Raw genomic sequence first — 13,105 nt, forward strand, 5'->3', positions numbered from 1 at the left:
AAACGGCAACTTTCGTTGCCGTTTTGCTTTTATTTGCCTTCGTCCGGCAATGCATACGCGACAATATAGTCGCCCATCTTCGTACCAAACGAACCGTGACCACCCGCAGAAATGACAACGTACTGCTTGCCATTCACTTCATAGGTCATCGGCGTTGCCTGTCCACCGGCCGGCAGACGGCCTTGCCACAGTTTTTCACCGTTGGTCATATTGTACGCGCGCAGGTAGTTATCTGCGGTTGCCGCGATGAACAGCACGTTACCGGCTGTGGAGATTGGACCACCCAGCATTGGCATACCCATATTGAACGGCACCGGAACCGGCATCGGGAACGGCATGCTGTCCTGTGGGGTACCAATACGTTTTTTCCAGACGATCTGGTTGGTTTTCAGATCCAGACCGGAAATGTAACCCCAGGCAGGCTGTTTACACGGCAGACCAAACGGAGACAGGAACGGGTTCAGGGTAACGCCAAACGGTACGCCATACTGCGGCTGGATACCGGCTTCGGTCCCGCTGCCTTTCGCGTCTTTCGGCTGCTCCATCGGGTTACCCGGACCGCGTGGGATCAGACGGGAAACGAACGGCAGCGCCATTGGGTTGGCAATCGCTACCTGACGGTTAGGGTCGACGGAAATACCGCCCCACTCGAACATTCCCAGGTTGCCCGGGAAGACCAGCGTGCCCTGCTCAGACGGCGGTGTGAAGATGCCTTCATAGCGCAACTGATGGAACATCACGCGGCACACCAGCTGGTCAAACATGGTGGCACCCCACATGTCTGCACCGCTGAGGTCTTTCTTCGGACGGAAGCTCAGGTCAGAGAACGGCTGGGTTTTGCTGACGTAGTCGCCTTTGGCCGCACCCTGCGGAACCGGTTTTTCCGGGGCAGGCACAACCAGCTTACCGTTGCTGCGATCCAGCACGAAGATGTTGCCGGTTTTAGCCGGAGCGTAAATGACCGGCACGGTTTTGCCGTTAACGGTAATGTCCGCCAGCGTCGGCTGGGACGGCATATCCATATCCCACAGATCGTGGTGAACGGTCTGATAGCTCCACGCCAGCTTACCGGTGGTTGCGTTCAGCGCCAGGATAGCGCTCGCATAACGTTCCTGCTCCGGCGTGCGGTTACCGCCCCAGATATCCGGCGTGGATACGCCCATCGGCAGGTAGACCAGGTCCAGCTTCGCGTCATACGCGGCTGGTGCCCAGGAGTTCGGCGAGTTGAAGGTAAAGGTGTGCTCGTCAGACGGGATCGCGTTTGGATCTTTCGCGCCCGGGTCGAAAGCCCACAGCAGTTTACCGGTGTTCACGTCGAAACCACGGATAACGCCGGAGGTTTCACGCGTAGAGAAGTTATCCGTTACCGAACCGGCAATCACGATGGTTTTATCGGTGATGATTGGCGGGGAGGTTGGCTCATACAGACCCGGCGTGGTGTCCGGCATGTTGGTCTGCAGGTTCAGAATGCCTTTGTTGGCGAAGGTTTCGCACAGCTTGCCGGTCTCAGCGTTGATGGCAAACAGACGGCCATCGTTCACCGGCAGCATAATGCGGCGAGGACAGTCAGCAATGACTTCCGGGCTGGCATTATCGGCGCGCGCTTCGTGGTAAGAAACGCCGCGGCAGGTGACATGCTGGAAGGACGGGTTGGAGTTCAGCTGTGGATCAAAGTGCCATTTCTCTTTACCGGTGGCCGCGTCGAGCGCGAACAGACGCTGGTGCGCCGTACACAGGTAGAGCATATCGCCGACTTTAATTGGCGTCACTTCATTGGTCAGTTCACCCGGATCGTTCGGCATCTTCAGGTCGCCGGTACGGAATACCCAGGCTTCTTTCAGGTTCTTAACGTTGTCCGCGTTGATCTGCTTCAGCGGGGAGTAGCGTTGACCTTCCTGGTTACGGCCATAAGCAGGCCAGTCACCGTCAGCGATCTGCGAGATAGCTGCCGCAGGCGTGGACTCCGCGTTCAGCGTACCGTTGATCTCCTGCGGGTCGTTAAAGCCAGCCCAGGTGAGAATGCCGCCGCTGATTAACAGAGCCACCAGCAGGGCTGCAACGGCACCGCTGGAAGGGACAATCAGGCGGCGCCAGACAAACGGCAGGATCAGCCAGATACCGAAGAAGACCAGGATGTCGCTGCGCGGCGTCAGGGCCCAGAAATCGAAACCGACTTCCCAGACGCCCCAGATCATGGTGGCAAGAAGGAGGGCGGCATACAGCCACAGTGCGGATTGTTTTCTACGCCAGAGCAGGACGGTTACGCCAAGCATAACCAGGCCCGCAATCGGGTAGTACCAGGAGCCGCCGATCGCGACCAGCCATACGCCACCGATTAACAGGTACAGGCCGCAGAAGGCGGCGAATAGCGCTGTTAGTGTCACCAGTAGACGCGGCTGTTTAGTGTTTGTTTCAGCCATAGAAAGTGTACTCGTCAGTTTTTGTTAATAATTTGCTAGCAACTAATTATAGGTGTTAACAAGTGTGATCGGAATCACAATATTTGCTTTTTATAACTCATACGCCAGGCTTATCCATTTACTGATATAATGGCTGGCTTGCGTATCGATGCCGGAGCAAGATTCATCCGCATTGAAAGATTTTCATCAAAATCATTTGGTTAGTAATATGAAACATACTGTTGAAGTGATGATCCCGGAAGCCGAGATCAAAGCGCGTATCGCCGAACTGGGTCGTCAAATCACCGAGCATTACAAGGACAGCGGCAGCGAAATGGTGCTGGTTGGTCTGCTGCGCGGTTCTTTCATGTTCATGGCAGACCTGTGCCGTGAAGTGCAGGTACCGCACGAGGTCGATTTTATGACCGCTTCCAGCTACGGCAGCGGCATGTCCACAACCCGTGATGTGAAAATCCTGAAAGATCTGGATGAAGATATTCGTGGCAAAGATGTGTTGATCGTTGAGGACATTATCGACTCCGGCAACACCCTTTCAAAGGTGCGCGAGATCCTGAGCCTGCGCGAGCCGAAATCGCTGGCGATTTGTACGCTGCTGGATAAACCGGAGCGTCGTGAAGTGCAGGTGCCGGTGGAGTTTGTCGGTTTCTCCATCCCGGACGAGTTCGTGGTGGGTTACGGCATTGATTACGCGCAGCGTTATCGTCATCTGCCGTATGTTGGGAAAGTGGTATTGCTGGACGAGTAATTGCGGGCTGATGCCCTCACTCCGACCCTCTCCCACGGGGAGAGGGCGAAAACCCCCGGCTTTATTTATGGTTCACATGCTTAAGCTTGAGGTTGGCAATCCCCGAACGGTAACGCTGCTCCAGCGTTTCGCGATTGGTGGCGGTGACTTCCAGATTGCGCAGCAGGCCATCGTGAATACCGTACGCCCACCCGTGGATTGATACCTTCTGCCCGCGTTTCCACGCCGACTGCATGATGGTCGAATGCCCAAGGTTATATACCTGCTCCATCACGTTCAGCTCGCACAGCGTGTCCATGCGTCGCTCCTGCGGCATTTCGCCGAGCAGTGAACTATGTTTGAACCAGATATCGCGGATGTGCAGCAGCCAGTTATCAATTAAACCCAGTTCCGGGTTTTCAACCGCCGCCTGCACGCCGCCGCAGCCGTAGTGGCCGCAAATAATGATGTGCTCGACTTCCAGGACGTCAACGGCATACTGAACCACGGAAAGGCAGTTGAGATCGGTATGAATCACCAGGTTGGCGACGTTGCGGTGAACAAACAGTTCGCCGGGCTCAAGGCCGGTCAGGCGCTCGGCAGGTACGCGGCTGTCTGAACAGCCAATCCAGAGAAAGCGCGGGTTCTGGGCTTGTGCGAGTTTTCCAAAAAATCCGGGGTCTTCCTCCACCAGCATTTTTGACCATAGTGCATTGTTGCTAATGAGTGTATCTATGTCGTTCATGGAGGTTAGCGACCTGTAACCAAGTAATTGCGTTGCGCTACTATAGGGTAACCCCACTTTTAATGAAACCACACAACGTGTGTAAGAACTGAAGGTAAGTTAAATTCATGGCAATTGCACTGGAGCTTGAGCAGCTTAAAAAAACCTATCCGGGTGGCGTTCAGGCGCTACGCGGGATAGACCTAAAAGCAGAGGCCGGGGATTTTTACGCGCTTCTGGGGCCGAACGGGGCGGGGAAATCCACCACCATCGGGATCATCAGCTCGCTGGTGAATAAAACGTCCGGACGGGTGAGCGTCTTTGGTTACGACCTGCAAAAAGATGTGGTAAACGCCAAGCGCCAACTGGGGCTGGTACCGCAGGAGTTCAACTTCAACCCGTTTGAGACGGTGCAGCAGATTGTCGTTAACCAGGCGGGTTATTACGGCGTTGAGCGTAAAGAGGCGCTTGAGCGTAGCGAAAAGTACCTGAAACAGCTCGATCTGTGGGAAAAGCGTAACGAACGAGCGCGGATGTTGTCCGGGGGGATGAAGCGCCGCCTGATGATTGCCCGTGCGCTGATGCACGAGCCGAAGCTGCTGATCCTTGATGAACCCACCGCAGGCGTGGATATCGAACTGCGTCGTTCTATGTGGGGTTTCCTAAAGGATCTTAATGACAAAGGCACCACCATCATTTTGACCACCCACTACCTTGAAGAAGCAGAGATGCTATGCCGCAACATCGGCATCATTCAGCACGGCGAGCTGGTGGAGAACACCTCGATGAAGGATCTGCTCTCCAAGCTGAAATCCGAAACGTTTATTCTCGATCTGGCGGCAAAAAGCCCGCTACCGAAGCTTGAAGGGTACCAGTATCGCCTGGTTGATACCTCAACGCTGGAAGTGGAAGTGCTGCGCGAGCAGGGGATCAACAGCGTGTTCTCCCAACTGAGCGCGCAGGGGATTCAGGTTTTAAGCATGCGTAACAAAGCGAACCGACTGGAAGAGCTGTTTGTCTCTCTGGTGCAGGATAAACAAGGAGACAAGGCATGACGCATCTTTATTGGGTCGCGCTGAAAAGTATCTGGGCGAAAGAGATAAACCGCTTTATGCGTATCTGGGTGCAAACCCTGGTACCGCCGGTCATCACCATGACGCTCTATTTCATCATATTCGGCAACCTGATTGGTTCCCGCATTGGTGAGATGCACGGTTTTACCTATATGCAGTTTATCGTGCCGGGTCTGATTATGATGGCGGTGATCACCAACGCCTACGCAAACGTGGCCTCGTCGTTCTTTAGCGCTAAGTTCCAGCGTAATATTGAAGAGTTGCTGGTGGCGCCGGTGCCAACGCACGTCATCATAGCCGGTTACGTGGGCGGCGGCGTGGCGCGCGGGCTGTGCGTGGGCATCCTGGTGACGGCGATTTCGCTGTTCTTCGTGCCGTTCCAGGTGCACTCGTGGCTGTTCGTGGCGCTGACTCTGCTGCTGACGGCAATTCTGTTCTCGCTGGCCGGTCTGCTGAATGCGGTGTTCGCTAAAACGTTTGACGACATCAGCCTGATCCCGACCTTTGTGCTGACGCCGCTGACCTATCTCGGCGGGGTGTTCTACTCCCTGACGCTGCTGCCGCCGTTCTGGCAGGCGCTGTCGCATCTGAACCCGATCGTCTACATGATCAGCGGCTTCCGCTTTGGCTTCCTCGGCATTACCGATGTTCCGCTGTTTACCACGGTGGCGGTGCTGGTGGTGTTCATCATCGCCTTCTACCTGCTGTGCTGGTATCTGATCCAGCGCGGGCGCGGTCTGCGTAGTTAACCCTCTGCCCGGCGACGCTCTGGTTGCCGGGCACTTTCTTTGACTGTTATCACCGTAAGCAAACCTTCACTCCGCTAAACTACTTGCCTGCTAAGGAGAGAGTTATGCTGGGATGGGTGATCACCTGCCACGATGAACGAGCGCAGGACATGCTGGATAAGCTTGAGGCCAAATTTGGCCCGCTGGCGCAATGCCGGGTGGTTAACTACTGGCGCGGGTTGAGCACCAACATGCTCAGCCGGATGATGTGCGATGCCCTGCATGAAACGGATACCGGTGATGGGGTGATTTTTCTTACCGATAAATCCGGCGCGGCGCCTTACCGCGCGGCCGCTTTGCTGAGCCACAAGCATGATAATTGTGAAGTGATCTCCGGTATCAGCCTGCCTTTACTCGAAGCCCTCTATCCGCTTCGCGCCTCATTGAGCAGCGCAGAGTTTCGGCACGCTATCGTGGCGGAGGGCCAGCCGGAAGTGAGCAGCCTGTGGCACCAGCAGCAGAAAAACCCGCCTTTCGTTCTGCTTCACGATCTGTATAAGCATTAAACATTGGTATTGATGTCGCTTTTGCTACAATGGCGACTGATTTCCCGTGTCGATTTATATCCTATGTTCATGCGCGTGTTCTTTCTCCTTTTGCTGCTGGTTTCCGGCGGGGCGTCTGCCAGCCTGATAAGTCAGCAAGGGCTTCCTGCTCAATATATGCAAACCACTGAGGATGCTGCCATCTGGGCTCAGGTAGGTAACTCCGTGGTTAATGTGGGCAATATTCGCGCAGGGCAGATCATCGCAGTCTTTCCCGCGGCGGCGGATTATTACGAATTTCGCTTCGGGTTCGGTACCGGCTTTATTGATAAAGACCACCTTGAGAAAGTGCAGGGCAAGCAACGCGTTGAGGACAGCCTGGGCGACCTGAACAAGCCGCTCAGTAACCAGAACCTCATCACCTGGAAAGATACGCCCGTCTATAACGCGCCCAGCAGCGGAAGCGCGCCCTTTGGTACTCTGAGCGCCAACCTGCGTTATCCCATTCTGAACAAACTTAAAGACCGCCTGAACCAGACCTGGTATCAGATCCGCATCGGCAACCGCCTGGCGTGGATAAGCAGCCTGGACGCGCAGGAAGATAACGGCATTCCGGTTCTGACCTATCACCATATCCTGCGCGATGAGGAGAACACCCGTTTTCGTCATACCTCCACCACCACCAGCGTGCGCGCGTTCAGCAACCAGATGACCTGGCTTCGCGACCAGGGGTACACCACGCTGACGATGTATCAGCTGGAAGGCTACGTGCGCAACAAGATGAACCTGCCCGCGAAGGCGGTGGTGATTACCTTTGACGACGGCCTGAAGTCGGTGAGCCGCTACGCGTATCCTGTGCTGAAAGAGTATGGCTTCAACGCGACGGCGTTTATCATTTCGTCACGTATTAAAGGCCATCCGCAGAAGTGGGATCCTAAATCGCTGCAGTTTATGAGCGTACAGGAAATTAAGGGCATTCAGGATGTGTTCGACATTCAGTCGCACACTCACTTCCTGCACCGCGTGGACGGGTATAAACACCCGATCTTACTGAGCCGCAGCTATCACGTGATCCTGTTTGATTTTGAGCGTTCTCGTCGCGCGCTGTCACAGTTCAACCCGCGTGTGCTCTACCTTTCTTATCCCTTTGGCGGCTATGACAATAAGGCGATCAAGGCGGCGAATGATGCCGGTTTCCATCTGGCCGTGACCACGGTGAAGGGGAAGGTGAAGCCGGGGGATAATCCGTTTTTACTGAAACGACTCTATATTTTAAGAACGGATTCGCTGGAGACGATGTCGCGGCTGATCAGCAATCAGCCGCAGGGATAAGCTATTCGTAGGTGATCTGCAACGTGCCGATAGCGCTGAACGTTCCTGAAGTGACTTTTTCTGTACCAGATTTAACCAACTGAGCCGTGAGAGACTCGCTAAATGACGGGATGATAGTGTTCCCTTTTGTCGCATAGTTGTTAGTTGAATTAGGCACCGCCAGGCTGTTGTCCGGCCACTTCAGCAACACGCCCACGCCTTTTGCCGCATTCGACGATGCGGTGTTCGCGAGTAAAGAGCCATCAGTCCCGGTTGTCTTGCTGGTGGTCAACTTCATCGTAATTTTGCGTGTGTTGGTGCAATTCCCTGACACGGTAGCAGAGACTTTTTGCGTGTTATCGTTCTCGACATCGGAAACATCATACTCCCCCAGATCTACGCTTTTAGGAGCCGTAAGAGTGCAGGTCGGTTTTTCAACAGGAACATTGAAGGCCATATCGGGTATCGTGATTAACGGACGTGGATGGTCACTTTCATCTGAGCTCCAGGGGTTACCTACGACAATATTGCCAATATTCCCGGCCACTGGACCAATCTGTGTGACGCTTGCGGGCACGCCAGCATATGAGGGTAATTGATAAAATTCCATACGGGCATACCACCATACTGCTTTAACCAGATCTGAATTATCCCCCTGATTGGCCGTTTCTACATAACTTCCTGTAGTCGAAGGGAAAAAGGCATTAAAAGCGTTGTTGGTCGGGTACATGGCCAGCGTATAGGCGATCCCCGTTACGTTAGTTTTAAAGAGTGCTTTTCCGTCCACGCCACCGACGACCAGTGTACTGTCCGTTTTCTGATAGACGCGCTCGCCATCTCTACCCATTGAGCACCAGGAGTAGAGGCCCGGAGTCACCTGCAAATCAATAAGGCCGCTTATTTTTGTTGGCGCGCTGACGCTCTCCAGGGGAACGATCTTGGGCTTTGCACCTTTGACATCCGAAATAGGCTGAACACTGTAACCATTAAATTTGCATTCATACAAATCGGCCGATGCAGAAAAACTTATTGCAAGAATTGACAAAGCAAGGCCTGCACCTTTTATGAAGAAATGACTTGTTCCGGCTCCTGCTATATAACACATTCAAAAATTCCTTATATCCGATGCTTGGTATATTTTAATTGTAAGTAACGCTGACCAGCACGCTTGTGGTAACTTTCCCCGCGCTGACAATCCCTGTGTCTTGATAACGGGCATAGAAATTATAATTTGTTAAATACTGGCTTTCGGTTTGGTTAGATACATCAAAAATAACATCTGACGTTCCTGACGCATTGACCACATTGGTATTGTCTTTTTCTGAGAAAATCACAACGCCGACGTTCTCTGCTCCTCCCCCAGAGGCGGGAATTTCATTGGCGAACACCTGTTGAGAGCTTCCGATAACTATCCCACTTTGAGGTTTAAACTCAAAATGCAGGGTTTTTGCCAGTCCAGATTCACTTTCCGCACAGCTTTTCAGCTGTATTTCGAAGCGAGTTCCCCCAGCTGCGTCACCGGGTTGTAGCCGTGGGCTGCCGTCGGAGTTATAAAACCAACCTTTGCCAACGATCGGTAAAATAACTTTGCCATCATTCGGAATACTTACCTGACACGTATTGTTGATGATGTTTGCCGTCATATCCATCTCCAGGCTCGAGGCAAAACCTGCTGCGGGAAACCCCAGACAGCAGGCGAGCCATAACATCGCACTTCTAAAGTTTAAGCGGGAGTGGAACATCCTGTTTAAGCTATCAGTCTTAATAAACATTATTGATAGGTCACGATAAAAGTCACAGGGGCGCTGACCGAACCAGTGGTCACGTCAGAAATGGTTTTATCTTTAGCAATAACGATGCGCGCATCCATTTCAAATTTTCCCGCCCCGTTAGACAGGTTGACGATAGAAGTTGGGGCCGTGGCGCAGTTCAGCAGGGAACCTGAGTCGACAGAACCTTTCCAGATTTCAAAACCAACGTTATGTCCGGCTGCATATGAGTTCCCATTTTTGGCATTGCCAGTACAGGACCCGCCAGCACCCGGCGTGGCTTGAACGGAGGCATTTTTGACCCCGGCACAGTTAGTGAACGCGATTTTGAATGCCCCTGTTCGGTTCTGGCTCACCAGATCGGACTTAAATACATCGCCAAACGGCAAAATGCTAATAGGAGCCCCGCTCGCATCCTGAATCTCGGCATTACAGGTTCCGGCTTCAATGGTGGACGTAAAGGTGGCCTGAACGCTCGTCGTACCCGTAATGGCGCTTAAACAAACGGAAGGCAGGATGGCAGTCATCGCAAACACCAGTGATGTCATTTTCTTTTTCATATTAACGCTCCGTATTGCGCCAGTTATTCATAGGTGAAATTAAACGTAGCGATACCGCTAAAGTTGCCGGTCATTCCTTGCCCGCTTGCAGTTTCCACCAGCGTCGCCAGGAGTTGAACTTCGCCAGCACTTATTTCTCCGCTCGACCAGACGAGGCGCTGAGTATCAGTGGATGAATTAATGACAAAAGGGGCATCCGGAGTGGCGGTGCGGGAAATCGCCACGCCAATATTTTCTGCGCTGCCCTCACCGGAGAGTGAGTTTTTAATTGCCGTATTCAGTGGGCTGGCACTACCACTAATGGTCGTGTTCAGCTTTGTCAGACTCGAAGGGCATGAGACCATTTTGAGTTTAAAATTTGTTGTTGCTTTGGCATTTTTGAGGATGATGTAATCCAGGCGTACCTTGCCGTCGGTGCCAATGGGAATAACGTTGCTGGAGCCATCACCGCTGCCACCTTCAATTTTCATATCGCAGGTGGTGTCACGGATATTAGCGGTAAAGGTAATATCGAGATTATCGGCGTATGTTCCGAGCGACAGCGCCATCAGACTCGAACTTAATACCCATAATCCTGTTTTTTTCCCAGGTTTAAAAAGCATGCTCTAACTCCTTTTATAATACTGTGATGCGGCAGGTCTGGCCTGTCAGCAGCGTTGTTGGTCCAATCTTTTTCGCATTGGGCGGAATCTGATAGGAGACAGTACAGGATGTGCCGGACTCACTTCCCCAGACGATTTTTAACAACCCTTTATCTTCAATTCCGCGAATCCAGGCTTGCCCGGCCTGGCCTACGCTACCTACGGATACGCCTTGCTCAGTTTGAACATCGGCACCAAGCGGAATAAACCCACCGTCGTCACGCGTCAGTTCCATTAACACTGAACGCCCTTGATCGGTCTCAAAATTAACCAGCACAACGGCACCGCTACGAGGGACAGTAGTGGAACGGGTATTTTTCACTTCAACGTCAGAGCGCATATCGCTGATATCAAGACCGACGTTGTTTTCACGGTAGGCAGACAGATAGGGCATAAGGGCATAGCCTGAAGAGCCAATTTCACCGTTACCGATGGAGACTCGGGCACCTTCTGCTCCCTCAGCTTTAATCAGCGCAAGCGTATCGCTTTCGCTAATGCTGCCAGGGGCGAGTGTTATGCCACCAGAGTGCAGAATCATCCCGCCGCTATAGCTGGCGGAATATTGTCGGCTATCGTCATCGGATGCGGAGACGGAAAGACTCACCGGTCCATGCGGGCCGTTATAACTCCCGTAACCGCTTAGCTGATTTAATGTATCGTCGTTACGCGTGGTGCTTTCGGTGATGCTGTAACTGAACCGGTTATCTTCGGTGTTGCCGTTGGCGCTGGCGTTAAAACTTCCACCGCCTTTTAGATCGCTGCCGATGCCCGTGGTGAGGGATGAGAACCCGCCTGCACGCTTGCCGTTACCCATCAGCGTGTCGAAAGGAATTGTGAGGCTCAGATAGACACTATCATCTTTTTCCCCGAACTCGTTGTAGGTGCGCTGCACGGAGAGGCTGTAACTTCCCCAGCTTAACGATTGACTGTGGCCAACCGAGTACTGCGCTGATGAGCTGCTTTCATTCCAGTAGTCCTGCCAGGTGGAGTTGACATACAGCGATCCCAAATCAAGGCCGTTAAAGGCCAACGGCTGGCTGATGTTCACCTGGATCTGGTTCTTCATGCGCTGGAAAGTCTGGTACACATCGCTGTTATCACGGTCAGGGTTAAGCTCCCTGTCACGGTATTTGATCTCGTTGGTCAAGGAAGCTGCATCGCTCAGGCTGAGATAGTCAGATGTCGAAAACCGGTATGCTGCTACGTTGAAAGAGGTATTCGTGGCTTCCATGAGTTTGCTGTAGGAGATACGATAACTCTCACCCTTAAGATGCCGTAAGCCGTCGATCCGGGCATCAGAATGCGTGACATCAAAGGCGAATGCGCCAATGCGGGTGTTCATTGCCAAACCCACCAATGCGGCGTAAAAATCGCTATCGGTGTACTCCAGACCCGCATAACCTGTGAAGGTATTGGTTAATCCATAATAGCCCGTGGCGTAACCTACCTTTGGCTTGTCACGTAGGTTATCGTCACGCAGTTCACCCACGCCGACATCCCATCGGGAGTAGCCCGGGCGCAGCATTTGCGCGACCGAGGAATACGCGACCGAGAAGGAACGTTTGCTGCCATCCGCTTCTTCTACAGTGACGATAAGATCGCTGCCATAACCCGTCGTACTGAGATCTGAGATTTCAAAGGGCCCCGGCGGGACGGAGGTTTCGTAAATCGTGTTTCCGCTCTGGGCGATCGTGACTTTGGCGTTGCTGTTTGCCACACCCCGAATCACCGGCGCATAAGTCGATATGCCATTAGGAAGCATACGATCATCGTTATATAAACGCGCCCCGCGCAGACTAATGGAATCGAAAGCATCTCCACGGGTGTAGGAATCTCCCGCGATAAACTGTGCTTTCAGCGGCGTGATATCACGCTGGAGATAAATGTCCTGGCTGGCGTAATGGGTACCGGAATCCCGATCCCAGTTCAGATTACCTCGTGCCCGGAGCCGCCACGGGCCCAGGTTTGCTCCATAGCGCAACCCTGCGTAGGCCGTATCGGTGCTGTAATCAGACGTGTCCGCGTGCCAGCCGTTAAGATCCCAGGAGAGCATCGCCGCCGGGATCCCGTCTTCCCAAAGAGAAGGATCGACAAATCCCGCCGGGCGCTGAATGACGAAAGCCTGGGGAATAGAAAGGTCCAACTCCTGTGTGGAAGGATCGTAAGCCACACGTGAGCCGGGATAGGCGTCTGACACAGAGACGCACGTATCTTCGGAATCATCTCCGGCTGGTTTAAGTTGCTCGGTTGCTACATTTGTCTGGGTGAGCAGTTTACGCGTGATGCAGGGCGTAGCGCGCGGTGTACCATTCTCCTTAAACACAAGATCCGTGGTAATGGAAGGTTTTCCGTTAATAACCACCTTCACCTTATACGTCCCGGCAAGAACAGGGTTGCCTTTTGAAAAACGGCTGACATCAATTGATGTACCGGTGTTATAAAGAAACTGATCGTTAAACTGCACGTCTTCTTCTTTATTATTTTCAGCAGCAAATGCACAAAACGGCAATACCGCACTTATCGATAAAAATAGTAGTGAACGTTTAAACCGCATGATGTACTCTGTCCCAGAGTTAAGCTAATTATAGTTATTCCGAATGATACGAGGCG

Annotated in this window: 12 protein-coding genes; 5 read left to right on the plus strand and 7 right to left on the minus strand. The window is 52.9% G+C overall.

Going from position 1 to position 13,105, the window contains the following annotated elements; genetic code table 11:
- Nucleotides 1–29 precede the first annotated feature (29 nt).
- Nucleotides 30–2,420 carry a glucose/quinate/shikimate family membrane-bound PQQ-dependent dehydrogenase gene (locus tag IM284_RS00250; protein ID WP_047367339.1) on the minus strand — a complete coding sequence of 797 codons (2,391 nt, stop codon included), beginning with the start codon at nt 2,418–2,420 and terminating at the stop codon, nt 30–32.
- A 208-nt stretch (nt 2,421–2,628) separates the two neighbouring features.
- Here IM284_RS00250 and hpt point away from each other — a divergent pair, with 208 nt between their 5' ends.
- Nucleotides 2,629–3,165: a hypoxanthine phosphoribosyltransferase gene (gene hpt, locus IM284_RS00255; RefSeq protein WP_032644976.1), complete on the plus strand. Its 537-nt coding sequence runs from the start codon at nt 2,629–2,631 to the stop codon at nt 3,163–3,165.
- 61 nt (nt 3,166–3,226) lie between these two features.
- On the opposite strand, the gene can is transcribed toward hpt, so the two are convergent.
- Nucleotides 3,227–3,889 (minus strand): carbonate dehydratase, encoded by a 663-nt coding sequence (gene can / locus IM284_RS00260; protein ID WP_014882586.1) that lies wholly within the window; start codon nt 3,887–3,889, stop codon nt 3,227–3,229.
- A gap of 107 nt (nt 3,890–3,996) precedes the next feature.
- Here can and IM284_RS00265 point away from each other — a divergent pair, with 107 nt between their 5' ends.
- From IM284_RS00265 to IM284_RS00280, 4 genes are all read left to right on the plus strand, one after another.
- A complete protein-coding gene (locus IM284_RS00265; RefSeq protein WP_193055692.1) occupies nt 3,997–4,923 on the plus strand; it encodes an ABC transporter ATP-binding protein in 927 nt (308 codons plus the stop codon).
- Complete coding sequence (locus IM284_RS00270) at nt 4,920–5,690, plus strand: ABC transporter permease (RefSeq protein ID WP_023334536.1); 771 nt, start codon at nt 4,920–4,922, stop codon at nt 5,688–5,690. Before IM284_RS00265 ends, IM284_RS00270 begins: the two co-directional genes overlap by 4 nt.
- A gap of 104 nt (nt 5,691–5,794) precedes the next feature.
- Entirely contained in the window at nt 5,795–6,235 is a 441-nt protein-coding gene (locus tag IM284_RS00275) for a PTS sugar transporter subunit IIA (protein WP_047367340.1), read from the plus strand.
- Between the two features lie 63 nt (nt 6,236–6,298).
- A complete protein-coding gene (locus IM284_RS00280; protein ID WP_047367341.1) occupies nt 6,299–7,546 on the plus strand; it encodes a polysaccharide deacetylase family protein in 1,248 nt (415 codons plus the stop codon).
- A 1-nt stretch (nt 7,547) separates the two neighbouring features.
- Here the strand turns inward: IM284_RS00280 and IM284_RS00285 are convergent, their stop codons facing one another.
- From IM284_RS00285 to IM284_RS00305, 5 genes are read right to left on the minus strand one after another with little or no spacing between them, the layout of a single operon-like run.
- Nucleotides 7,548–8,630, minus strand: a complete 1,083-nt coding sequence (locus IM284_RS00285) for a fimbrial protein StkG (RefSeq protein ID WP_047367342.1) — start codon at nt 8,628–8,630, stop codon at nt 7,548–7,550.
- Nucleotides 8,631–8,664: 34 nt separating this feature from the next.
- Nucleotides 8,665–9,297 carry a fimbrial-like protein gene (locus tag IM284_RS00290; RefSeq protein WP_309264704.1) on the minus strand — a complete coding sequence of 211 codons (633 nt, stop codon included), beginning with the start codon at nt 9,295–9,297 and terminating at the stop codon, nt 8,665–8,667.
- On the minus strand, nt 9,297–9,854 hold the full coding sequence (locus IM284_RS00295; RefSeq protein WP_047367344.1) for a fimbrial protein: 558 nt from the start codon (nt 9,852–9,854) through the stop codon (nt 9,297–9,299). Before IM284_RS00295 ends, IM284_RS00290 begins: the two co-directional genes overlap by 1 nt.
- A gap of 23 nt (nt 9,855–9,877) precedes the next feature.
- Entirely contained in the window at nt 9,878–10,456 is a 579-nt protein-coding gene (locus IM284_RS00300) for a fimbrial protein (protein ID WP_047367345.1), read from the minus strand.
- Between the two features lie 13 nt (nt 10,457–10,469).
- The gene (locus IM284_RS00305; RefSeq protein WP_193055693.1) at nt 10,470–13,049 is read right to left on the minus strand and encodes an outer membrane usher protein; all 2,580 of its coding nucleotides are present in this window, start codon (nt 13,047–13,049) and stop codon (nt 10,470–10,472) included.
- Between the last annotated feature and the right edge of the window lie 56 nt (nt 13,050–13,105).

Origin of the sequence: Enterobacter cloacae complex sp. P12RS, assembly GCF_014895875.1 — a bacterium.
In the GTDB taxonomy this organism is placed as follows: domain Bacteria; phylum Pseudomonadota; class Gammaproteobacteria; order Enterobacterales; family Enterobacteriaceae; genus Enterobacter; species Enterobacter bugandensis.